The sequence below is a fragment of the Candidatus Neomarinimicrobiota bacterium genome (genome assembly GCA_030743815.1).
Lineage (GTDB): Bacteria > Fidelibacterota > Marinisomatia > Marinisomatales > S15-B10 > UBA2146.
In genome coordinates this window covers 1-25,325 of sequence record JASLRT010000031.1, presented here as the reverse complement: position 1 = coordinate 25,325, position 25,325 = coordinate 1, and the positions used below count along the sequence as shown (strand labels likewise).

At 51.5% G+C, this 25,325-nt stretch carries 18 protein-coding genes and 1 pseudogene; 17 read left to right on the top strand and 2 right to left on the bottom strand.

Annotated features, from left to right (window positions below):
* From QF669_02820 to QF669_02775, 10 genes are all read left to right on the top strand, one after another.
* Window positions 1-1,323: FlgD immunoglobulin-like domain containing protein (locus QF669_02820; protein ID MDP6456377.1), on the top strand; the 1,323-nt coding region annotated here is incomplete at its 5' end.
* 213 nt (window positions 1,324-1,536) lie between these two features.
* Entirely contained in the window at window positions 1,537-1,944 is a 408-nt protein-coding gene (locus tag QF669_02815; GenBank protein MDP6456376.1) for a single-stranded DNA-binding protein, read from the top strand.
* 187 nt (window positions 1,945-2,131) lie between these two features.
* Window positions 2,132-2,581, top strand: coding sequence for an Lrp/AsnC family transcriptional regulator (locus QF669_02810; protein ID MDP6456375.1), 450 nt, complete (start codon window positions 2,132-2,134; stop codon window positions 2,579-2,581).
* Between the two features lie 5 nt (window positions 2,582-2,586).
* Window positions 2,587-3,723 (top strand): NAD(P)/FAD-dependent oxidoreductase, encoded by a 1,137-nt coding sequence (locus QF669_02805; GenBank protein MDP6456374.1) that lies wholly within the window; start codon window positions 2,587-2,589, stop codon window positions 3,721-3,723.
* A gap of 168 nt (window positions 3,724-3,891) precedes the next feature.
* Window positions 3,892-4,590, top strand: coding sequence for a hypothetical protein (locus tag QF669_02800; protein MDP6456373.1), 699 nt, complete (start codon window positions 3,892-3,894; stop codon window positions 4,588-4,590).
* A gap of 14 nt (window positions 4,591-4,604) precedes the next feature.
* Entirely contained in the window at window positions 4,605-5,915 is a 1,311-nt protein-coding gene (locus QF669_02795; protein MDP6456372.1) for an ammonium transporter, read from the top strand.
* 21 nt (window positions 5,916-5,936) lie between these two features.
* Entirely contained in the window at window positions 5,937-6,281 is a 345-nt protein-coding gene (locus tag QF669_02790; GenBank protein ID MDP6456371.1) for a P-II family nitrogen regulator, read from the top strand.
* Window positions 6,282-6,511: 230 nt separating this feature from the next.
* The gene (gene glnA, locus QF669_02785; GenBank protein ID MDP6456370.1) at window positions 6,512-7,924 is read left to right on the top strand and encodes a type I glutamate--ammonia ligase; all 1,413 of its coding nucleotides are present in this window, start codon (window positions 6,512-6,514) and stop codon (window positions 7,922-7,924) included.
* 211 nt (window positions 7,925-8,135) lie between these two features.
* Window positions 8,136-9,545 (top strand): M28 family metallopeptidase, encoded by a 1,410-nt coding sequence (locus QF669_02780; GenBank protein MDP6456369.1) that lies wholly within the window; start codon window positions 8,136-8,138, stop codon window positions 9,543-9,545.
* 39 nt (window positions 9,546-9,584) lie between these two features.
* Entirely contained in the window at window positions 9,585-11,303 is a 1,719-nt protein-coding gene (locus QF669_02775) for an alpha/beta hydrolase-fold protein (protein ID MDP6456368.1), read from the top strand.
* A 17-nt stretch (window positions 11,304-11,320) separates the two neighbouring features.
* Here the strand turns inward: QF669_02775 and QF669_02770 are convergent.
* Window positions 11,321-11,449 (bottom strand): annotated as a pseudogene (locus QF669_02770) (AEC family transporter).
* Between the two features lie 103 nt (window positions 11,450-11,552).
* Window positions 11,553-12,014 (bottom strand): RpiB/LacA/LacB family sugar-phosphate isomerase, encoded by a 462-nt coding sequence (locus QF669_02765; protein ID MDP6456367.1) that lies wholly within the window; start codon window positions 12,012-12,014, stop codon window positions 11,553-11,555.
* A gap of 171 nt (window positions 12,015-12,185) precedes the next feature.
* Here QF669_02765 and QF669_02760 point away from each other — a divergent pair, with 171 nt between their 5' ends.
* The 7 genes from QF669_02760 to QF669_02730 all read left to right on the top strand — a co-directional run.
* Window positions 12,186-14,495: a DNA polymerase III subunit alpha gene (locus tag QF669_02760; GenBank protein MDP6456366.1), complete on the top strand. Its 2,310-nt coding sequence runs from the start codon at window positions 12,186-12,188 to the stop codon at window positions 14,493-14,495.
* A gap of 75 nt (window positions 14,496-14,570) precedes the next feature.
* Window positions 14,571-15,722 carry a M20/M25/M40 family metallo-hydrolase gene (locus QF669_02755; GenBank protein MDP6456365.1) on the top strand — a complete coding sequence of 384 codons (1,152 nt, stop codon included), beginning with the start codon at window positions 14,571-14,573 and terminating at the stop codon, window positions 15,720-15,722.
* A gap of 1 nt (window position 15,723) precedes the next feature.
* Window positions 15,724-18,159: a penicillin acylase family protein gene (locus QF669_02750; protein MDP6456364.1), complete on the top strand. Its 2,436-nt coding sequence runs from the start codon at window positions 15,724-15,726 to the stop codon at window positions 18,157-18,159.
* 8 nt (window positions 18,160-18,167) lie between these two features.
* Window positions 18,168-19,022, top strand: a complete 855-nt coding sequence (locus QF669_02745; GenBank protein ID MDP6456363.1) for a glycerophosphodiester phosphodiesterase family protein — start codon at window positions 18,168-18,170, stop codon at window positions 19,020-19,022.
* A complete protein-coding gene (locus QF669_02740; protein MDP6456362.1) occupies window positions 19,009-20,808 on the top strand; it encodes a M28 family peptidase in 1,800 nt (599 codons plus the stop codon). The genes QF669_02745 and QF669_02740 overlap by 14 nt, the downstream gene beginning before the upstream one ends.
* 159 nt (window positions 20,809-20,967) lie before the next feature.
* Window positions 20,968-23,820, top strand: a complete 2,853-nt coding sequence (gene uvrA, locus QF669_02735; GenBank protein ID MDP6456361.1) for an excinuclease ABC subunit UvrA — start codon at window positions 20,968-20,970, stop codon at window positions 23,818-23,820.
* 163 nt (window positions 23,821-23,983) lie between these two features.
* Window positions 23,984-25,325 (top strand): transketolase (locus tag QF669_02730; GenBank protein ID MDP6456360.1); only part of this gene is annotated, 1,342 nt, incomplete at its 3' end.

The following is a 25,325-nucleotide window of genomic DNA, read 5'->3' as shown; positions in this document are numbered from 1 at the left end:
CCCGCAACGGATTTAGGTGTCGATTATACTGGAGACGGTGTGAACGATTTTGCCCCATTGCTTCTTTCTGAAGATGGCACCGCGGGCGACGGTTATTGCGGTACCGATTCGGCTGGCGTCTATACGGCCGGCGTTTACGATTGGGATATAGAGTTCTGTGCTTCAGGCGGCGGTGGTGGTAACGAATGTGGTACGTTCTCCCACTACAATGTCTTTATGGGTGGCGAACAAGTTGGTGAGACCGATATAGAGGAATTTGTTGTGACCGGTCTCGAAAACGACATGGAGTACTGCTTCAACGTGACTACAGTTTATGCGGAAGGTGAGTCTGAGGCTTCCAATGATGCCTGTGCCACACCCATGGCACCATCTATGTCTGTTTCAACGGATGCCATATCAGATACTCTCATGCCTGGCGAATCTTCAGGTCATGAGTTCGTTATCGAGAACACTGGAGGATGGTCATTTGATTATGTTGTGACGGTTTCGTCTTCTGGTGTACGCGGTTTATTGAGCATAGAGATTATGACCGATAACTATCCTAGTGAAACTACCTGGGATCTCCAGGATGGGGATGGTAATGTCATAGAGTCCGGAGGGCCTTTGGCAGATCCGGCTACTCTCTACCAGTGGGACCTTGAGCTTACTGGCGGTGACTATCTGTGGACGATTTACGACGCTTATGGTGACGGCATCTGCTGTGCCTACGGTGAAGGGTGGTACAACCTCTTTGTAGACGGAGAACCAGCTGGCTCAGGTGGTGAATTCGGGAGCTCAGAAAGCGTTGACCTCTCCATTGGCGAGGGTGGCGGCGGCGTAGATTGGCTCTCACTCTCTGCTGAATCCGGTGCGCTCGATCCTGGTGAGGCTGACGAGATTGAAGTTCTCATGAATTCCGGTGATCTGGAGGAAGGTACCTACGATGCTTATATCGTGGTTTCCACCTATTTCAGCGAACATGTAATCGCTGTACAGATGGTGGTAGATGATGGTGTTGGTATTGCTGACGGCGGAGCCATTCCTGATGTCTTTGCTCTGCACCAGAACTTCCCGAACCCGTTCAATCCTGTAACTGCGTTACCGTATGACGTCCCGGAGATTGCTGATGTGAAGATTGACATCTACAACCTGCTGGGTCAGAAAGTACGGTCACTGGTAACAGGTGAGCACGAACCTGGGTTCTACCGGGCCACCTGGAACGGTAAGAACGATCGGGGTGCGTTGGTGACTACAGGCGTGTATATCTATCAGATTACAGCCCGAAGCAATGCTACCGGTGAGGTTGCTTTCACCGAGACCCGCAAACTGGTGTTGATGAAGTAATACGTTTTACATAGAAATGACAGAAATGGGGGTGCTTCCATGTGGAGCGTCCCCATTTTTGTATTGTTAACAAAAAAAGAAAGATAACATCTTTTATAAAGATGGTATCTTTAGGCAGCCGAAAATAAAAAGTTCTTGACTTATGCTTTTTTCTGAAATCATATTCCCGCAATTAACACTTTAAAATGTAACTAAACAAAAAGGAGAAACGTTATGGCTATTGATCGCGGAAGCGTAAATAAAACAATCCTAATAGGTCACTTGGGAAGTGATCCTGAAAGCAGGTATCTCCCTTCCGGTGATGCTGTGCTGAACTTCAGTGTAGCAACAAATACTGGGTGGCGCGATAAGGAAGGTGTACAAAAAGATCAGACAGAATGGCATCGTTGTGTGTTATTTGGCAAGCAGGCTGAAAATGCTGTTAAATTATTTGCGAAAGGAAAGCTTGTATATCTTGATGGTCGGTTGAGAACACGGTCCTGGGAAGATAAGGACGGTATCAAACGCTATCAGACAGAGGTGGTCGTTAATAACTTCACATTACTTGGGGGAAAAGGGAAAGAGAGCAGTGATGCTCCTCCCCAGCCCGAAGGTGGTGATGAGGACGATCTTCCGTTTTAGGTAACACCGATAATAAAAAGGGGCACCTGCTGGCTGCCCCTTTTTTTATATCTGTACATCAAACTATAAATAAGTCCCCGGTATTTTGGAAGGGCCGAGGACTTAAAACAAAACTAATTTTACATGAAACGTGTAATATTTAAAATATTCGTGGATTTCCTTATATAAGTAAATAAGTTTGCACACTATGTTGGATGATAAAGACAAGAAACTCCTTAAGCTTATGCAGGCAGACGGCCGAATGACGGCAAAAGATGCGTCTGAACAGTTGGATATGTCTGTACCGGCCACAGCAGAACGAATCAAAAAGCTCGTGGAGGCGGGGTACATTCATGATTTCCGGGCGGTAGTTGATTCCAAAAAGATAGGCTACGATGTTACCGCTTTCATTCTGGTGGTCATGTCGTCTTCCGATTATTATGAAGAATTGGTTCGCCACGCAAAAGAATCCGATGAAATACTTGAGTGTCACTCCATAACCGGTGAAGGGTCTCATATCCTAAAGGTACGGCTCCACGATACATCAGAACTGGAAGGAATGTTGCGGAAAATACAGTCGTGGGTAGGCGTTATCCGAACGCACACCATGATTGTTATGACTACGTTCAAAGAGGAGACACGGCTGGCTATTGAATAGCAGATATGGCAGCAGATTATGAGGTAGTGATTATTGGTGCCGGTGTGGTAGGACTGGCCGTTGCGCGGGGTCTGGCAGAAAAGGGGATTAAATCGGTACTGATAATTGAGAGAGAAGAAGCTTTTGGGCGTGGGACCTCCAGCCGCAACAGCGAGGTAGTCCACTCCGGTATCTACTACCCTCCTGATTCGTTAAAAGCCAGATACTGTCGGCTGGGGAGAGATAAGCTCTACCCTTTCTGTCGTGAAAATGATATCTGGTACAGCCGTTGCGGGAAGCTTGTAGTTGCTCAGGAAGGACAAGAGGAAGACCTTCAAGTGCTCTATGAAAATGCTCAAGCCAATGATGTACCAGAGTTGTCGCTCCTAGATCAAAAGCAGGTAGCCGTAGTGGAGCCGGAGATATCTGTGGCGTCGGCACTGTTTGTAGGATGCACGGGTATCGTCTCTGCTCATGAGCTCATGGCTGCCTTCTATCGAATCTCTGAGGATAGTGATCACGATCTTCTGCTCAATGCACAGACCATGGCTGTTGAGCCGAAAGGAAATTCATACTCCATTTCCGTGAAAAGTCCCGGTGAAGCACGTTACAAGGTAACTGCAAACTGGGTGGTGAATGCCGCCGGATTGTATAGCGATCGAGTGGCGGAAATGCTGTGGGGTATGGATGATACCAACAGACCGGTCCAGCACTTTTCCAAGGGCTCATACTTTAAGCTGGCTCCAGTGTGGCGAAATCGGCTTCAGCATCTGATTTATCCTCTCCCGGATGTTAACGATGATTCCCTTGGAATTCATACTAGCTTTGACGCTGGAGGGGATGTAAAGCTTGGGCCCAGTGTCGATTGGCTTCCTGAGCGGAAGGAAGAGTACAGTGTACAGGAAGAAGACAAAGACTTTTTCTATAAAGAAGCTAAACGGTATTTACCGGATCTTAAGCAAGAGGATTTAACGCCCGATTTTGCCGGGATTCGTCCAAAACTGGTGGTACCAGAAGGTACATATTCGGACTTTTATATCCAGCATGAAGACAATTCGGGTTATCCCGGATGGATTAACCTCGTCGGGATTGACTCTCCCGGACTGACGGCTGCCATCGCTATCGGTTGGGATACAGCAATTTGGATTTCGGAAGGGTTGTGATGAACTGTTTCACTGTTCGAGTGGTCGTTATATAATCATTCAATATTTTTCCACCCATGCGGCATTGGTCATATATGGCCGGAATAGCGCTATAAGTTATAAAATTTAGGTATATTTTAATATTACATAAATAATTCTTGTTATATTGGTATTTATATTAATAATATTATGTCAACATTTAAACGATATAATAATATTGTTGATAATTCAATTAGGATAAATAGGAGCAAAGAAATGAGGAAAAAGCTGATACTACATAGAAGAATACACCTATTATCAGCAACAGTAGTGGTTGCGGCACTGAACCTCTCAGTGGCAAATGCTCAAGTGAGTTTCGGAGCAGATGTTGTCAGTCGTAATGTCTGGCGCGGCACAGATTTTGGCAATGCAGCTGTTCAGCCCACTATTGAAACTTCACTCGGTCCAGTGACAATTGGTGCTTGGGGATCTTGGTCCATAAGTCCGGGTCCTTCAGATCCCAGTGGAAATGAATGCGATCTGTATGCTTCAACAACTGTAGGACCTGTTGGGCTGACGTTGACAGATTATTTCTTTCCTGCATATGCAGGAGAAGATTCTCTTTTCAATTTAGATAAGCACATCTTAGAGGTCAGTGCTGGAATGGATCTCGGAACAGTCAGTGTCCTAACTGCAGCTAATGTAAGTGGAGATGACGATAATTCAATCTATCTTGAATTGACATATGGTGCGCTTTCATTGGGATTGGGTGATGGTGTATATAGTACTGATGGAGAATTTGCACCGGTTAGTATTGGTGTCTCTGCCAGTAGAGATAACTTCACAGCATCGTACATAATTAATCCAGATCAGCAAACATCATTTCTTGTTTTCGGGGTTAGCTTTTAATTGGAGATTAGAGCATGAAAATTAAAAACATATTCTTGGTGGTATTCTTGCTAGGTGGTTCTTTCCTTTTTGCTAATGGTGAGCCTACAGCTGCAGATGCCATCTTTACTATAAATAACACCTGGATGTTAGTGGCGGCCTTTTTGGTGTTTATCATGCATTTGGGTTTTGCAACACTGGAGTCAGGTCTTACCCAGGCAAAGAACACAGTTAATATCCTATTCAAGAATATGAGTATTATTGCTATCGGCATTTTGACTTATGCTGTTTGCGGGTTCAATCTAATGTATCCAGGCTTTACTGAAGGCTCTTCCGGAATCTTCGGCTTTGCTGGTTTTGGAATTAGTGCTCCAGAAGGTGCTGCAGGGTTAATAGGGTATGCAGACGGTGCCTATACCTATTGGACTGATTTTATCTTCCAGGCCATGTTTGCAGCAACGGCAGCGACGATTGTATCAGGAGCAGTTGCCGAAAGAATCAAGCTTAGCAGCTTTTTAGTGTTCTCAACAGTTTATGTCGCCTTTGTCTATCCGATTGTAGGTTCTTGGACTTGGGGTGGAGGATGGCTAGCTGATAAAAACTTCCATGATTTTGCAGGTTCAACACTGGTTCATAGTGTCGGTGGATGGGCAGCGCTGGTGGGTGCTTATACGCTGGGACCGCGTCTGGGGAAATATTCCAGGAAAGGTAAGATTAAACCTATTCTGGGTCATAACATGCCTCTTGCAACTATCGGCGTATTCCTCTTGTGGTTTGGCTGGTATGGGTTTAATGGCGGATCGGTGCTTTCGGCAGACCCCGGTGCCGTTTCGTTTGTATTTGTTACAACGACGTTAGCCGCTGCCGCAGGCGTGATTGGTGCCATGGGGACATCTTGGATTATTTCAAAGAAGCCTGATCTATCCATGATACTTAACGGCTCGTTGGCCGGTTTGGTGGGAATTACAGCCGGGGCAGATTGCATCAGCCCGATGTATTCAGTTGTTGTCGGTTTGATAGCAGGAGCCATTGTTGTGGTTGCTGTCATACAGCTGGATAAAATGAAGATCGATGATCCTGTTGGTGCTATTTCGGTTCATTTGGCTTGCGGTATCTGGGGTACGTTAGCTGTTGGCATTTTTAGCACTGATTACCAGCTGGGCACCCAGGCGATAGGTGTTGGAGCTTATGCTCTGTTCTGTTTTGTTGGTGCAAATATCATTTTTCAAGTTGTAAAACTTGTTATGGGATTGCGTGTCTCAGAGGAAGAAGAAATACTCGGTTTAGATATTGGAGAGCACGATATGGAATCGTATGCTGGTTTTCAGATTTTTACCGTAGAATAGAGAAATTGAAGGAGTAAAGTTATGAAATTGATTATAGCAATTATCCAGCCAGAGGAGCTTCCTTATATTAAAGAGGAGCTCTTGAAAAAGGAAATCTACAAGTTCACGGTTACCAATGCCAAGGGGCAGGGGAAAGAGTTCCCAGTCCAGGAAGTATATCGTGGTATTTCTCATGAAATCACCCTGTTGAAAAAGGTCAGATTGGAAATTGCGGTAAACGATGAATTTGTAGAGCCAACTGTCGAGGCAATAACAAAAGTAGCTAAAAAGGACGGCGATAAAGGTCGAGGGAAAATCTTTATTCTGCCCATTGAAGAGTGTATCCGCATACGGACAGGTGAAACGGGTTCAACAGCAATTGGCTGATCAGCTGCAGTACACATTCTATTAAATTTATTAAGATGATCTACCATATTTCTGAAATATGTTTTATATAATCAGGTGTCTCCTTAAACTTGCTACCTTAAACTTAACTGTTTTGACTTGTGCATTAGAGGTATGTTTCTGATGTTCTTGTCAAAAAGATCGATAGGATTCCATAAACTTGATGGGCTCAGAATAATCAACCTCAAAACATAGAAAAGGAGAGAACAGGCATGACACCAAAGGAGTTTTTTGAGTTTTGCAGTTCTAACAACGCAGAGATGGTCGACCTGAAATTTGTCGATCTGTTAGGTACGTGGCAGCACTGTTCTTTTCCAGTGGAGACGCTGGACGAAGACACTTTCAAGGATGGACTCGGTTTTGACGGTTCTTCCATTCGGGGCTGGCAGGGCATTCACATGTCAGACATGCTTGCGGTTCCCGATCCCGCCACGGCGTTTCTTGACACCTTTTTCGCAGAACCGACAGTGAGCGTAATTGCGAACATTGTAGACCCCATTACCAAGGAAGATTACACAAGAGACCCGCGCCATGTAGCCCGGAAAGGCGAAGAGTATTTGAAGTCAACGGGCATTGCCGATACCTGTTATATCGGACCTGAACCAGAGTTCTTTATTTTTGATGAAGTCCGGTTTGAGCAGAATCAGCATACGGGTATGTATAAAATCGACTCCGTTGAGGGAGCCTGGAATTCAGCCCGTTTTGAAGAGCCTAATCTAGGATATAAACCGAGCTTCAAGGGGGGATATTTCCCTGTAAGTCCAACCGATACGTATCACGATCTTCGGGGAGTGATGGTAAAGGAGATGCAAAAAGTCGGTATTGTTGTGGAAGCTCACCACCACGAGGTGGGAACGGCGGGACAGGCTGAAATTGACATGCTGTATCAGCCTCTCTTGAAAATGGCCGACCAGTTCATGTGGTACAAATACATCATCCGCAATGTGGCCAAGCAGCACGGGAAGACAGTGACCTTCATGCCCAAGCCTATCTTTGAGGACAACGGTAGCGGTATGCACAGTCACTTTTCCCTCTGGAAAGACGGCAAGCCGCTCTTTGCCGGCGATGGATATGCCGGCTTGAGTGATATGGCGCTTTATGCCGTGGGGGGTATTCTGAAGCATGCGCCATCGATTTTAGCCTTTGCGGCGCCCACGACAAACTCATACCGCCGGCTGGTGCCGGGGTTTGAAGCGCCGGTAAACCTGTGCCTATCGGCTCGCAATCGCTCTGCCGCCGTTCGAATCCCCATGTATTCGGATAATCCCAAGGCTAAGCGGTTCGAGTTCCGCTGCCCCGATTCTACGTGCAATGGATATCTCACCTGGACAGCGATGCTCATGGCGGTCATTGACGGCATCCAGAACAAAATCGATCCCGGTAAACCGCTGGATCGTGATATCTACGAAATGAAGCCCGATGAAATGGAAGGGTACAGTCACACGCCCGGCTCGCTGGAAGAGGCTCTCGATGCGCTGGAGAACGATCACGCCTTTCTGGCGGAAGGCGGCGTCTTTACCGATGACCTCATCGAAACGTGGATCGAATGGAAGCGGGAGGAGGAACTTGCTCCGCTGGCTCAACGTCCGCACCCCTACGAGTTTTATCTGTACTACGACGCATAGATAGAGAAGGTAATCTTCCCAACATGCATCTGAGAAGATGCATTGTTGATCGATGGTATCACCTGTTGATTCCTTCTGTGATGGGTGAGAGAGGGACTTATAAAAAGGCGAGCGTTCATTTAGAGAACAAATTCCTCTTGCCTGTTTAAGAATCTCCCCTCAATATCCCAACTCACACCAGATCATTAATTAAGCATTCCGCGGGGAGATTATGATCAAACGCGCGTATAGCACCATTCCAAAGTTGACAGTCGGCCTTCTTGTGCTGTACCTCTTGGGCTGTGCCGCTTCGCCGGGGTTGCGCCGGGAAGGTACTGGCGCTACGCCTGTTTCATCAGTGTATCAAGCGGCAGCAGTTCAACTCATCTCCGCCGCCCTTGCCGACAGTTTTGCCTATAACCGCCTCGCCGAACTGACAGACAGTTTCGGTCCCCGCTTCAGCGGAACAAAGAATCTGGAAGATGCCATCGACTGGATTCTTGAAGAGATGAGACAAGATGGCTTTGAGAATGTCCGCGGCGAGGAAGTGATGATTCCCCGATGGGTGCGCGGGAATGAGTGGGCTCGGCTGGAGGCACCATGGAAAAAGGAGTTAGCCATGCTCGGCCTCGGTGGCAGTGTAGCGACGCCCGCGGAGGGTATCACGGCTGAAGTTTTGGTGGTAGGAAGTTTTGAGGAGCTGGAAAAGAGGGCGGATGAAGCCGAGGGCAAGATCGTTCTGTTCAACGTGCCGTTTACTAACTACGGTGAGACTGTCCGTTACCGCTATGCCGGTGCCAGTGCCGCGGCCAAGGCCGGAGGAGTGGCGAGTCTGATTCGTTCTGTGGGGCCGTTCTCCATGAATACGCCTCACACCGGCGGGATGAGCTACGAAGAGGATGTACCCAAGATTCCCCACGCTGCCATTACAGTGGAAGATGCGGCGATGCTGGGACGGACGGCAAAGCGTGGCGAACGGATCGTGGTGACCCTTTACATGGAGGCCCATTTCGAGGACGATGTCCCTTCCCGCAATGTAGTGGCGGAGCTGGTGGGACGGGAGAAGCCCGAAGAGATAGTTGTCCTTGGAGGTCATATCGATTCGTGGGATGTAGGTCAGGGGGCCATGGATGACGGTGGCGGCTGCGTTGCGGCGTGGCAGGCGGTGAAGCTGATGCAAGACCTCGGTCTGCGCCCGCGCCGGACGGTGCGGGTAGTGCTGTGGACAAACGAAGAGAACGGTCTCCGGGGCGGCAACGGCTATCGCGACGCACACAGAGAGGAATTAGATAATCACATTCTTGCCATGGAGTCGGATGCCGGCGTGTTCAAGCCTGAAGGTTTTGGATTTTCGGGGTCACCCGAGGCTCTTTCAATCATACGTAAAATTGCTCAACTTCTGCAACCCATCGGCGCCGGTGAAATCAAGGAAAAGGGCGGTGGCGCTGACATCGGTCCCATCATGAAAGAGGGTGTGCCGGGGATGGGCCTGAATGTGGACGGTTCTAACTATTTCTGGTACCACCACACCAACGCCGACACCATGGACAAGCTCGATCCCCATGAGATGAACCTCTGCGTCGCCGCCATGGCCGTCATGGCTTATGTGGTGGCGGATATGCCGAAAGAGCTGCCGCGGTAAGTTTTTCTGCCGCGGCGTGAGATTCAAAGAGGGGAAAACATGCGTAGAATAACATCAATTCTTCTAACTCTTTCGCTCACCACCGGACTGCTTTCTGCCGGCAAACTGCGGTTTGTAATCGATTATCCACAGGAGAGAGATGGGAAACTGATGGAAGGGCGCGTCCTGCTTCTGCTGGCGAAAGATGGCGCAAAGGAGCCGAGATTTCAGATTACTTATCACGCTAATACGGGTCTTGTCTACGGTGTCGATGCTATGGGCCCCCAGCCGAAGAAAGGGGTCGTGATTGACAGTACTGTCTTTGGCTATCCCATCGAATCGTTGGATAATATCCCGGCTGGGGAGTATTGGGTGCAGGGGCTGTTGCATACTTATGAGACGTTCAACCTGAAGACGGGGCACACCGTCAAACTTCCCGTGGACAACGGAGAGGGACAAAGATGGAACCGTTCTCCGGGGAATCTCTATTCCAAGCCCCAGAAAATGTTTTTGGATCCGGGCAAGAAAAAGACGGTGAACATTACACTTGACCAGGTAATCCCGCCGATTGAGCCGCCGGAGGATACCGAATATATCAAACATGTCAGGATTCAGAGCAAGCTGCTGACGGAGTTCTGGGACCGCCCCATATACCTCGGCGCGCATGTCCTGTTGCCGGAAGGCTTTGACGAACATTCCGAGGCGAAATACCCGCTCATGATTTTTCATGGTCACTACCCTCACGATTTCGGCGGCTTCCGGACAGATCCGCCCGATCCCGATCTGGAGCCTCAGTACAGCGCCCGCTTTGACTGGGAAGGGTACAACCGTACTGTTCAGGAGCATGAATATCAACTTTACGAAGACTGGACGAGCCCCGACTTTCCGCGGGTACTGGTGATTGAGATTCAGCATCAGAATCCGTACTATGACGATTCCTATGCTGTCAATTCCGCCAACCTTGGCCCCTACGGTGACGCCATCACCTACGAGTTGATTCCTTACATCGAAGAGAAGTTCCGCGGCATCGGCGAAGGGTGGGCGAGGTTCCTCTACGGTGGTTCCACCGGCGGCTGGGAAGCGCTGGCAGTGCAGGTGTTCTATCCCGATGAGTATAACGGCTGTTTTGCGGCGTGCCCCGATCCTATTGATTTCCGGGCGTATTGCCTGGTAAATATCTATGAAGACGAGAATGCCTATTACAGAAGTGGCTCATTCAAACAGGTGGCGACGCCGGCCCACAGGAATTATCTGGGTGAAGTGAACGCTACTGTAGAGCAGATGAACCACATGGAGCTGGCTATCGGAACTAACAGTCGCTCAGGCGATCAGTGGGATATCTGGCAAGCGGTGTACAGTCCCATGGGGCCGGACGGCTATCCTAAGCCGATCTGGGACAAATATACGGGAGAGATTGATAAGAAAGTGGCCGACTACTGGCGGGAGAACTACGATCTTCGTTACGTGCTGGAACGGGACTGGGGAGAGATCGGTCACAAGCTGAAGGGGAAAATCCACGTTTACTGCGGAGATATGGATAACTATTATTTGAACAATGCTGTCTACCTCATGGAAGAATTTCTCGAAGGGACCACAAACCCGTATTACAACGGTGAGGTTGATTACGGTGATCGTGCGGAGCACTGCTGGAACGGCGACCACACCCACCCCAACGCCCTATCCCGGCTGCGGTACAATCAGATGTTTATTCCTGAGGCAGTAGAACGGATGGAAAAAACGGCACCGCCCGGAGCTGACCTCAGAAGCTGGCGCTATTAAATAGTGCGCTAACCCTCCTATATTTGCGTCAGCAGAAGCAGCGGCAGTGACACCATGGCCGCCAATGTCTGAAAGGAGATAATCAACGCCATAAGATCGGCGTCACTGCCCATCTGCCGGGCGAGGATAAAAGCTGACGATGCCGTAGACAGCCAGAACCGACACACACAATACATTGATGGTGGGAATCAGGAAGGCGATGAGCACAATCATGACGCGGTTGTTATCAGCTTGAAGCTGATCCCCGGCTCATGCGCCAGGGTCTTCGGACTGTTCCTGCTCCAGCTTCCTGATACGCTCGATCTGCTTCAGGTTCCACTCGTCGTCACTGTACGGCGTATCGAACCACGCGTCGAGAATTTCTTTCACCAGTGGTTCGGAGGTAGCGCGGAGGCTCAGGGCGAGGACGTTGGCGTGATTCCAGGTGCGGGCCCCTTTGGCTGTTTCGGCGTCGTAGCAGAGGGCGGCCCGAATGCCGTTAACTTTATTAGCGGCGATGGAAGCGCCGGTGCCGGTCCAGCACATGACAATACCTTCATCGGCTCCCCCACCGGTCACTAAGGTCGCCGCCTGATGGGTTACTTCGGGCCAGTCAACTGAATCGTCTCCCTCCGGCCCGAAATAGATCACCTCGTGGCCCCGTTCTCCGAGATCCTTCAAGATGGTGTTTACGAGACTCGTTCGCTCATCGGTGCTTACGGCAATTTTCATGGTGGGAATTTAAGCCTCAGAAACATTTTTAAAAGGATGAACAAGATTAACGGGGTAATCCCTCAGTTATGGGATGGTTCATGTTTGTTCTGCCTGTCCGCCCCTTGTGGGACACCTGCCCCTCAGTCTTTGACGGGGGTTTTGGCGGATCATCCTGTCTGCTTGTGACAAATGAGTAACGCCTCCGCGGACTTATTGGTGAAGGTGTGCCACGGGGCGCTGCCGAAGAGGTACGACCCCATCACCACGGAAGTTCTGAAGCGGCTCACGTATGAACTGGACATCATTATAGAGATGGGTTATGCCGACTACTTCCTCATCGTGTGGGATATTGTTCAGTGGGCAAATAAGCGGGGCATTGCTACGGTGGGACGCGGTTCGGCGGCTGGCAGTATGGTGTCGTATCTCTTAAGCATTACGCCGGTGGATCCCATGGAGCACAATCTCATCTTCGAGCGCTTTCTCAATCCCGATCGGGAGGAGCCGCCTGACATCGACGTGGACCTCTGCTGGAAGCGGCGGGATGAGGTGATCGAGTATGTCTATGAGCGGTATGGGAAGGAGCGTGTCGCCATGATTTCTACGTTCAACACTTACCGGATGCGGGGGGCGGTTCGGGACGTGGCGCGGGCCGTAGGTCTCTCCGAGCGGGAGATCAATCGGGTGGTGCGAGAACTGCCGTTACGGTATGAACCGGAGGGACCAGAGAATCGAAGAACTGGGGAAAAGGGAGAAGATTCGCGCTACAGGGAGATTTTTGAGTTGGCTCGCAAGCTGATGGATCGTCCGCGACATATGGGGATTCACTGCGGCGGGATTGTGATTGCACCGGACAAGATTACCAAGTTCGTTCCGCTCCAACCCTCCGCCAAAGGGCCCGTGGTGACTCAGTTCGACATGCACGGTGTGGAGAAGATGGGACTGGTGAAGATCGATCTTCTGGGACAGCGGTCCCTCACGGTAGTGGCGGAGATGGCGGAGATGCTGAAGAGGAAATACGGCGTCAACTTTGACCCTCACACCATGCCTCGAATGGATGACAGGACGAAAGCGCTGATACGGTCGGGGCAAACCATGGGGGTGTTTCAGATTGAGTCGCCGGGGATGCGGGGACTGCTGAAAAAACTGAGAGTCGATTCCTTCGAGATGATCACAGCCGCCAGTTCGGTCATCCGTCCCGGCCCCGCCGATTCTGGGATGTTGCGGCATTTCGTGAAACGCCACCACGGCAAAGAAGCAGTGGAGACCGTACATCCCGCCCTGACGGAACTGCTGAAGGAAACCTACGGCGTCATGCTCTATCAGGAGGATGTGATCAAGGTGGCGCAGGCCGTTGCGGGCTGGAGTCTGGCGACGTCGGATAAGCTGCGCCGCTCCATGAGCGGCAAACGGGTGGAGGAGCCGTTCATGAAGCACCGCGACCGCTTTATCCGGGATGCGGTGAAGCTGGGGGTGAATGTGGAGGCGGCGCTGGAGATCTGGCGGCAGATGGAAGCCTTTTCCGGCTACGCTTTCTGCAAGGCTCACTCGGCGGCCTATTCAGTGATTTCGATGCAGTCGGCCTGGCTGAAAGCGCACTCACCGGCGGAGTTCCTGGCGGTGACCATGTCTAACTACGGCGGCTTCTATCATACGTCATGTTATCTGGAGGAGGCTCGCCGGCTGGGCATTACCATTCAGCCACCGGATGTGAATAAGACAGAGCTACACTTTACGGCAGAGGATGTGGCACCACCGTGGCTCCGGATCGGCCTTCTTCAGGTGAAGGGACTCACACAGGCGATGCTCACAGAGTTGCTGGAGAAACGGGACGAACGCATTTTCGAATCGTTAGAGGACTTCTGCATCCGCGTGAAGCCGGCTTACCGGGAGGCGGAAACTCTCATCCGGTGCGGCGCCTTTGATTCATTTGGATACACCCGCCCCCAGCATCTCTGGCGGCTGAGACTGTTTTATGATAACACTAAGCACAGCGAGGAGGGGATGTTTCCCGATGTGGTGAAAGTACGGTCAGATCCGGTTCCCATGGTGGACTATCCCTTGGAGAAGAAACTCCGGGATGAACTGGAGCTGATGGAACTGACCGTAGAGAAGCATCCGTTGTGGATCTGGAGGGGAGCGCTTCGGGAACATGTGGCAAAGGTGGGTCCGTTCGTTTACGCCCGGGAGATCCACAAGCAGATTGGCCAGAATGTTACCTTGGTGGGGTGGATGGTTACCACCCGCCGCACAAAAACCAAACCGGGGGAGATGATGCAATTACTCTCATGCGAAGACCTCACTGGCACGTACGAGGCGGTGCTGTTCCCAAAAGCCTATCGGAAATACAGCTGCCTCATTCGCAGTCGCGGGCCTTATATCATTACGGGAAAGGTGGAGGACGACTTCGGTCACACGCTGGTGACGGTGGAAAAGTTGTCTATGATTACAAATGACGGAATTACCTTTCAGCACGGCGGGATGAAAAGGTCTCTGAGGTAAAGCTGAAAGCTCCTTTATTGTCCCTTCCCCCTATCCTTTCTATATTTTGCCACCTTCAACTAAGAGAATCCTCATATGGAACTCATCAAGGAACTTCTTACCGAGCTAGTCTCCCTTCCGCACCGGGGCGCTACCACAGACAACGAACGGACAGCAGCCGGATTCATAGAAGCGAGGCTGAAAGAATTTGGATATGGTGTTCACGTGGACCCTTTCATGTCTCCGCCCACCTACGCGTGGGAAATCATTATCTTTGCCTCGATGGTGACGGCGGGTCTGATCGTTGCACCGGCTGAACCGATCATAGGAGCAGTTTTGTGCCTGCTGGGTGCTTGGTCTTTCTTCCGCTATTTCGACGGCCGTACAACTCTCACCGGCATGTTGATCCCGAAGAAGCCGTCTCAAAATGTGATGGGTGAGAGGGGAAAGTCTGACAAGAAAAAGACCATCTACCTCATGGCCCATTACGATTCGGCGCGGGCCTCGCACCTTTATCATCCTGCCATGGTAAAAAACTTCCGTCAGTCTTTTATTATCAATACAATACTCGTGTTCGCTTCTCCCGCGGTAGCCGTTCTCGGCGAATTTGTAGAAGGGGGCGTCTGGCTCAAAGTGGCAGCGTGGATCATGGCTGCTTATCTGGGCGGAAGTATCCTCATGCTGTTCCATCGTGAATTATTCCACAGACATGTGAATGGCGCCAATGATAACGGGAGCGGCGTTACCGCTATTCTCGCCTTGGCCAAGCACTTCGCGGATCATCCATTGCAGAACAGCAACATCCGGATCATTGCCACAGGTTGCGAGGAAGAGGGGATGTACGGCGCCAGAGGATTCGTGAAGCGCTACGGGGACGATCTTGATCTTGAGAATACCTATGTCCTGAACTTTGACAATGTCGGTTCAGGTAATCTCCGCTATTGTGTTGGCGAAGGAATGATCCTGTTCCATCATTATGACCCGGAGCTGGTGGCTAAAGCGGCGAGTGTGGCTGAAAGCCGTTTTTCCGATGTAAAGCCGTTGCGCTATACACTCGCCTACTTCGATGCGCTGGCGCTTCTGCAACAGAAGGTGAAGACAATGACCTTCATCGCCTTGGATGAGAACAACCGGATTCCCAATTGGCACTGGTATACTGATACAATTGAGAATATTGAGTGGCCTGTTATAGAACGGACAGTAGATTACGGAATTGCCATGGTGCAAGCAATCGACAGGGAAGTATAGAATGAAACTGGTGAAGAGAACCGGCCTGATTCTTCTTGTCATTGTTGTGATAATGCTGGTATTTGCGCGGCTTTATCTTGACTACCCTCTGCCGGAATATGAAGGAGAACTGACGCTGAAAGGACTGCAGGAACCGGTTGAAGTCTTCTTCGATGAATATGCTGTCCCCCACATTTATGCTGCCAATGAACAGGATCTGTTCTTTGCCGCCGGCTATATTATGGCCCGGGAGCGGCTCTTCCAGATGACTGTCACCGCCGCCACCGTGGAGGGGAGACTTTCTGAGCTATTCGGCAAGAGCCAGCTGGAGAATGATATCTTCCTGCGCACGTGGGGGATTGCAAAGGCTGCAAAACTTGCGGTTGAGAATATGGCGCCGCAGACGCGCGATCTTGTGGATGCCAGTGTTGCTGGCGTCAATCGATACATTGATGATGTCGGCTCTGATCTGCCAGTTGAATTCAAACTTCTAGGAATAAAGCCCATCCGCTGGGAAGCGAAGCACGCCACAGGCTACGGCAAGCTTATGGCATACTTCTTGAATCAGTCGTGGTATCCGGAGATTCTCTACGGACAGATACGCTACATGTTCGGTGATGACAAAATGAAGGAGCTGCGGCCGTTTGTGTCTGATGAAGCTAGTGATGCACTTCCTCCATCGGCATTCGATTTTCGTTCCTTGTGGGAGATGATGTCCGTTGCAGATGCTGGAATTCGAAAACTGAATGGGATGCGTGGGGGACACCTCGGTTCCAACAATTGGGTGATTGGCGGCGAGCGGACGGTTTCTGGAAAGCCCATTCTGGCAAATGATCCACACCTTGAGTTTTCACAGCCGGCCAAATGGTACGAGATGCATCTGGTGGGCGGACGGTTCAACGTAAGCGGCGCCTGCCTTACCGGGATTCCGCTGGTGGTCTTGGGGCAGAATAATTCTTGTGCCTGGGGATTTACCAATCTAATGACAGACGATGTCGATTTCTATCTGGAGACCATCAATCCCCAGGATCCGAACCAATATCTGTATGACGGTGAATGGAGGGATATCGAAGGGAGGAAAGAGACGATTGCAGTAAAAGGCGCAGCCGACACCACTATTGTTATCCGGCAGACCCATCACGGCCCAATCATTTCAGATATCCACTATCTGTTGAAGGAAAGTCCTCAAGTGCTTGCTTTCCGCTGGGTAGGCCATGAAGTAACTGATGAAATTACGGCGCTCATGAAGCTCAATCTGATGTCGAACTGGGATGAGTTCACAGAGGCGACGAAGACCTTTGCGGCGCCGGGCCAGAATGTAGTCTATGCTGATGTGGAAGGGAATATTGGCTGGCGGCCTATGGTGTGGATCCCCACGCGGAAGGGAGCCGAAGCGCTGGTTCCTCTGCCGGGCGAATCGTCAGAATGGGACTGGCAAGGATTCGTACCGTATGAGGAACTTCCCTATAAGTTTAACCCACCGGACGGGCTGATCATTACGGCTAATCACCAGACCATCAGCAACGACAGCTATTATGTCTCGAATCTCTGGATACATCCGTCCCGCTATGAGCGGATCGCTGAACGGTTGGGGAGCCTGGATAAGATATCACCGGACGATGTGGCTGGGACACAACTGGATGTAGTCTCACCTTACGCGCGAGAGACAGCGCAGCACTTTGTCGGTGCCTACCAGGCAGAATCTCTTGGTAACGATACTAATCTCAACCACGCTATAGAATTGCTGAGAGATTGGGATGGAAGTTTTGATATCGAGTCTACGGCCGCCACCCTATTCAGCTGTGCGCAGTTGAAACTTATGGAAAATATCTATGCCGATGAAATGTCTCTCATGGGTGATCGCTTTTTCACGGGGTGGATCGGCCCCGTGGGGGCTGCCGGCAACTGGAGTCTTTCCATGCGTAATCTGAAAACTGTTCTGGAGCGTGGAGGCTCATCTTGGGTGGACAACGTGGAGACGACGGGTCACGAGGAATTGCTGAATGAAATACTGCGGCAGTCATTAGAAGAAGGCGTGCGAGAAGTGGAAAGTCTGCTGGGCCCATCTCCGCACAGCTGGGCGTGGGGCAAAATTCATACACTTTCGCACCCTCATACCATCGGCAATATAAGCGGATTTCTTGATGGACTGTTCGATTTCAACGTCGGACCGTTCCCCAGCGGCGGCTCCAGCACTACGATCAACAACGGTGAGTACAAAATGTCAGCGCCCTTTGATCAGATTGTGGGGGCTTCCTTCCGCCGCATCGTCGATTTTTCAAATTTTGACAGGACACGGTTTATTCTCCCCACAGGCCAGTCGGGACTACCCAAGAGTCCTCACTACGCCGATCAGGCAGAGCTTTACATCAACGGCCAATATCGAACAACTTATTACGGTGACGAGCAGGTGAGGGATATGGGATTACGTCATTTGGTAATTAATCCGGTACAGTAAGAAGAACCGTGGCTTCGGTAGCGCTCATTATCATCTTTATCACTGCTGTGGTGATCAAACACCTCTTCTTCTGGCAACCGATGGATGTGAGTCATTTCTACGCCAACGGTCCACTCAAGATGGGCCATCGTGGCTCACCGAAGAATGCACCGGAAAACACGTTACCATCTTATAAACAGGCAGTAAGAGTAGGACTCAAAGCTATCGAGATGGATGTGGTGACCACGAAAGATGGATTCGTTGTCTGTTCCCACAATCACGATCTGGAGCGGGAGACGGACGGCTTCGGATATATCCATGAAATGACTCTCGATGAACTAAGGAGGATTGATGCCGGGAAAAAGTTCCCTCAGTTCTCCCCCTCAAAGATACCGTTACTGGAGGAGGCTGTTGAAGCCGTCCCGGATGATGTTCTGCTGAACATAGAGATTAAAGCTGCTGGGGCGCTGGATCTTGGAACCGTCAGATACGTGGCTGACATCATTCAGCGCAGAAACCTGTATGGGCGGGTAATGGTCTCAAGTTTTCATCCGCTGGTAATTGGCTGGATGAAGAGGTTGAATAGTCGTGTTCCAACCGCATATATTTGGACGGACGATAACACTGTACCGAAGATTCTGCGAAAGCCGAGATTCATCAACCTCGTTCATCCAGACATGCTTAATCTGGAAGCGCACTTGTTGGATGATTATACACTGACATTTACCAACCGTAAAGGGATGAAAATCAACGCGTGGACTGTGAACAGTCAGCCAGCTATGGAATGGCTGCTGCGAAAAGGGGCAGACGGAATCATATCTAACTATCCTGAATTGATGCACAAAGCCGTAAGTAAAGCCGGAGAAACTGATGAAACTGTATAGAAGTGTTCTATTGGTGCTGTCTGGATGTACGCTCGCTGGAGCGGCATGGGGCACCATCGGCGAAACAGAAATCACAGCAGAAGAGATACTGAAGCATGTGAAATACTTGGCTTCCAACAAACTGGAAGGCCGCAGAGCGGGGACTAGAGGTGACAAAAAGACCGCCCGCTATATCACACGGGAGTTTCGCTCTTATGGTCTCAGACCGATGGGAGATTCCCCTCGTTCCTTTCGTCATTCATTTGAATTCATCTCAGGGGTCAAGCTGGGAAGGCGAAATCGTCTTGAGGTGGAATCCGTTGATGGCACATACAATCTTAAGCTTCACAAGGACTACCGACCCGTGGGGTTTTCCGCCTCCGAATCGGCTGAGGGCAGACTCGTCTTCGCCGGTTACGGGATAGACTCGGATAAACCGGACTACCACGATTATGATGGCATCGACATCAACGGTAAGGTAGTGGTAATACTACGTCACTCCCCCGACGGGACGAATCCACACGGTGATTTCAGTCGTTTCGCTGCACTTCGTTATAAGGCGATGACCGCAAGAGAAAACGGTGCCTCAGCCATTATCTTTGTCACCGGCCCGGAAGATGACCCAGATGAAGACTATCTCATGAAACTGCGCTACGATCAGAGTTTCGCTGATTCCGGAATTCCTGTGGTGATGATTACCCAAAGGCGGGCCGGAGAATTGATCAGTCTGGCGGGGCACGACTTGGCAGAGGTTCAGAAGAGAATCAATAAGGATCAGACGCCATTTTCGTTCGATATCCCTGCATCCGTCCAGATGGCGGCGTCAGTAGAAAAAGTGGCGGCACAATCTGTCAACCTCGTGGGCGTTGTGGCAGGGATCGATCCTGATCTGGCCAACGAGTATGTCGTGGTAGGCGCCCATTACGATCATCTCGGCTGGGGAGGAGAAGGTTCCCTTGCTCCTGACACGGTAGCCGTTCACAATGGAGCTGATGACAATGCATCCGGCACGGCGGGCCTTCTCGAACTGGCACAGTGGTTCAGTGAACATCCTCAGAAACGGAGCATCATTTTCATTGCTTTTGGGGCGGAAGAGCTGGGTCTTCTGGGATCTGCGGCACTGGTGGACGATCCTCCTTTCGTGCTGGAAAATGTAGTGGCGATGATCAACATGGACATGATAGGCCGGCTGAAAGATACGACACTGGTGGTCGGCGGTGCGGGCACCTCTTCCGTCTGGAAGGAGATGGTGGCGCAAAAGACAGGACAGTTTAATCTTTCACCCAAGTTTGACGATGCGGGCTACGGATCGAGCGACCATCAGTCGTTCTATCTCAAGGATATTCCTGTCCTGTTCCTCTTCACCGGAACGCATGAGAATTATCACCGGCCGTCCGATGACTGGGAGTTCATCAATGTAGCTGGTGAAGAAAGAATTGTCCGACTGGCGGCCGAGCTTATCGGGGAACTGGCCAGTGAGCCGACCCGGCCGGATTTCGTGAAAGTGAAACAGGAACAGCCGACCCGCGGAGGATTCGCTGTATCCCTGGGGACTATCCCGGACTATGCCGGCACGGATGTTGATGGAATGCTGCTTTCTGGCGTGAGAGAAGGGAGCCCGGCCGATAAAGGAGGACTGCAAGCTGATGATATCATCATCATGCTGGGGGGCAAAGAGGTGCAAAGTATTTACGACTATATGTACGCCCTTCAGGAGCTTAAACCGGATAAGGCAGTTCCTGTCGTAGTGAGGCGCGACGGCGAAGAAGTTGAGCTGGAGGTTACGCCAGTCAGGCGGAGAGAGTGAAGAAAGTCTGAATCCGTAGTGGTGGCGTAATCCATCACCGGCAGTCTGTGTCGCGGGGCCTCTCATGGAAGGATGAGCCCCGTGTCTTTTGTAACAGGAATTCTCCAGATTCCTTTTTGAAACATTCCAGAGTAGAAATAACTTTCCTGATGGTTTAAAATGGCGGCTCCTACGGAAAATATTGTTGTTCGCGGTGCCCGCGAGCACAATCTTAAAAATATTAAGGTTGAGATCCCGCGCAATCAACTGGTGGTGGTTACCGGTCTGTCAGGCTCGGGGAAATCATCTCTTGCCTTCGATACCATATACGCGGAGGGACAGCGCCGTTACGTGGAATCCCTTTCCGCCTACGCACGCCAGTTTCTCAGTCTCATGGAGAAGCCCGATGTGGACTACATTGAGGGGCTATCTCCAGCCATCTCAATCGAACAGAAGGCGGCCTCGAGGAATCCTCGCTCCACCGTAGGGACGGTTACAGAAATTCACGATTATCTCCGCCTTCTTTATGCCCGCGTGGGAACGCCCTACTGCTGGAAATGCGGTGATCCCATCCAGCGGCAGACAGTGCAGCAAATCGTTGATGCCGTGTTGAAGTTTCCTAAGGGGTCGAGGCTTCAGGTGCTGGCACCAGTTGTCCGGGGTCGCAAGGGACAGTTTAAGGAAGTGTTCAGGGAAATTGCCCGGGAAGGTTTTATACGTGTCCGCGTGGATGGACGGATCAGGGATCTTTCTAAGCGCATCATCCTGCACAAGAACAAGAAACATAGCATTGAGGTGGTTGTGGACAGAATAGTGCTGGAAAGTGATATGTCCAAAGGATCATTCGGCAAGGAGCGTCTGACTGAGTCGGTGGAGCTGGCCCTCAAGATTGGTTCAGGGCTCGTCATCATCAACAAATTTCCTAAAGAGGAACACATTTTTAGCGAAAAGTTTGCCTGTCCAAAGTGCGAGATCAGCATGGAAGAGCTGTCACCGCGGATGTTCTCATTCAATTCACCCTACGGCGCCTGCCGGTCGTGTGACGGTCTCGGCTCACGCATGGAGATTGACCCTGATCTGGTGGTGCCGGACAAAAGAAAATCGCTGGTGCAGGGCGCTGTGGCGCCGCTTGGAGAGCAGCCGAGAGGGAGCTGGTACAGCGCCGTATTGAAGAGTCTGGCATCCCATTACGGATTTAACTTCACGACGCCGTGGCACAAACTGCCGTCCCGAGCGAGAGAAGCACTCTTGTGGGGAACGGGCAAGGATAAGGTGAAGATGCACTATCGATCCGACCGCTTTTCGGGTGAGTGGTCTGGTGGATTTGAAGGCGTCACCCACAATCTCGAGCGGCGCTACACGCAGACAAAATCGGCAGGTGTCCGCGAGTGGATCGAACAGTTCATGAGTATGCAGCCTTGCCCGCTGTGTAACGGAGCAAGGTTACGGGAGGAGAGTCTCGCCGTCCGCCTTGGAGAACTGACTATTGGTGATCTATCTAAACAGTCCATCAAGGAGGTGGCTCAATTCTTTGAAACAGTCAAATTGACCGCAACCCAGAAGAAGGTAGCCAAGCAGGTTCTGAAGGAAGTTAAAGAAAGGTTGCAGTTTCTCATCAATGTTGGCTTGGACTACTTGACACTGGACCGGGGTGCGGCCTCGCTGTCAGGTGGAGAGGCACAGCGTATCAGGCTCGCCACTCAGATCGGAGCTCAGCTTGTGGGTGTACTCTACATTCTGGATGAGCCGTCCATCGGTCTCCATCAGCGGGACAACAAGCGCCTTATCGCCACGCTGGAGAAGCTGAAGAATCTGGGTAACACGGTGCTGGTGGTGGAACATGACCGGGAGACGATTGAGTCTGCTGATCACGTGGTAGACCTCGGTCCCGGTGCCGGCGAGGCGGGAGGTGAGGTGATATTTACAGGCACTCCAGAGAAGCTTGAGAGGAGTGATGATTCCATCACGGGACTCTATCTTTCTGGCAAGCGCAAGATCGAGATGCCGCCGGAGCGCCGTAACGGTTCGGGCAAGACCTTCAACCTGTTAGGGGCACAAGGCAATAATCTCAAATCTATCGATATCTCCTTTCCACTGGGGAAGCTCATCTGCGTCACAGGTGTGTCAGGTTCGGGCAAAAGCTCCTTAGTGAACGAGACGCTCTACCCCATCCTGGGGAGGGAACTCCACGGCAAGCGCGCCTATCCGCTGCGGTATGATGCTGTCGAGGGGATGGCGTACCTCGACAAGGTCATCGACATTGACCAGTCGCCCATCGGCAGGACGCCCCGGTCCAATCCCGCCACTTACACAGGTCTGTTCACCCACATCCGGGACCTCTTTGCGAGGCTACCGGAATCGAAGATTCGCGGATACAAGCCGGGGCGGTTTTCTTTCAATGTAAAAGGCGGCCGCTGTGAGGCGTGCCGGGGTGACGGGATCATCAAGATAGAGATGCACTTTTTGCCGGATGTTTATGTTCAGTGTGAGGAGTGCGCCGGGTTGCGTTATAACCGTGAGACACTGGAGATCGGTTACAAGGGAAAAACAATAGCGGACGTTCTCAGCATGTCGGTGGATGAGGCGTTGTTATTCTTCAAGAATATTCCTCAGGTTAAGCGCAGATTGGAGACCCTTCAGGATGTGGGTCTGGGCTACATCCGGCTGGGACAGCAGGCGACGACCCTCTCCGGCGGCGAGGCCCAGCGCGTCAAACTATCGTCTGAGTTATCAAAGATTGGCACCGGCCGAACCATGTACATCCTCGATGAGCCCACCACTGGCCTGCACTTCGAAGACGTACGCATGTTGCTGGATGTCCTTAACCGGCTGGTGGAAAAGGGGAACACGGTCATCGTTATCGAGCACAATCTCGACGTTATCAAGACTGCGGACTGGATTATTGACCTCGGTCCTGAGGGCGGCGATGACGGTGGAACGGTGGTGGCGGAAGGGACGCCGGAGGAGGTGGCCAAGATCAGAGGCTCCTATACAGGACAGTTCCTGAAAACGATGCTGAACGGACGGAGGTAGATTTCTTCCCTCCCCGCCTGAACTCCAGTGGCTGCTTTACAGGTTCAGGGTAGGCAATCCGTTGGAATATTCTCAACGGGGCGGTAATTTTTTCTCCGTCTTGATTCTCGCGTCTGACATGATCCGGGTGTAACGTGCATTCTTTGACTTACCACAAAAGACAATGAGAGGCATCGATAACCTCAGCATCAACACCCTCCGCTTCCTCGCGGTGGACGCCGTGGAGGCGGCGAAGTCCGGTCACCCAGGCATGCCCCTTGGCGCGGCCCCTATGGCCTACGTCTTGTGGTATCGGTTTCTGAAACACAATCCTCGGAATCCTCACTGGTTCAACCGGGATAGGTTCATCCTTTCGGCGGGGCACGGCTCGGCCTTGCTGTACGGTTTGCTCCACCTCTTCGGTTACGACCTTTCTTTGGAAGAGATCAAGAACTTCCGTCAGTGGGGGAGTAAAACACCGGGCCATCCTGAATACGGCCTCACCGCCGGCGTTGAGACCACCACCGGTCCTTTAGGGCAAGGCTTCGCCAACGGCGTGGGGATGGCCATGGCGGAGAAGTTTCTTGCGCAGAAGTTCAACCGGGATGGATTCCCGGTGGTAGATCACACTACTTACGCCATCGTGTCGGACGGAGACCTCATGGAAGGAGTGGCTTCAGAGGCGGCGTCTCTGGCCGGGACGTGGAAGCTCGGAAAGCTTATTTATCTTTATGACGACAACAAGATCACTATCGACGGCAGCGCCGACCTCGCTTTCACTGAAGATGTGGCGAAGCGGTTTGAGGCGTACCGCTGGCACGTGGAAAGGGTGGAGGACGGGAATGATTTGGATGCCATCGATTTTGCTATCCGCAGCGCCCAGACCGAGAGCGGAAAACCGTCGCTTATCATGGTGCGGACACACATCGGCTACGGAAGTCCCAAGCAGGACACCGCCTCCGCCCACGGCGAACCTCTCGGGCCCGAAGCCACTATCGCCACGAAGGAAGCTTTGGGATGGCCGTTAGCGCCGCCCTTTCATGTCCCCGATGAGGCGCTGGCACAGTGCCGACAATCAAGAGACAAGGGAATCGCAGTTGAACAGGCGTGGGAAGAGCTACTCTCAGAGTATGGCAAACGGCATTCTGAACTGGCGCAACAGTTTTCCGTTGCCGTCAGCGGTGAGCTGCCATCGAACTGGGACGAGAGTATTCCCACCTTTAGTGAAGAGGACGGACCGCTGGCGACCCGGGCCGCATCGGGTAAAGTCTTGAATGCCATCGCCTCGCGAGCGGGAAATCTGGTGGGTGGCTCGGCAGATCTGGCGCCTTCGAATAAGACAATTCAGGAAGGAGAGACGTTTTTCGGTGTTGATGGTGATTGGGGACCAAACGTCCACTTCGGCGTCCGGGAGCACGCCATGGCAAGCATCGCCAACGGCCTTGCCCTCCACGGCGGCATCCTGCCGTATGTGGGGACGTTCCTCGTCTTCGCCGACTATATGCGTCCGGCAATTCGTCTGGCGG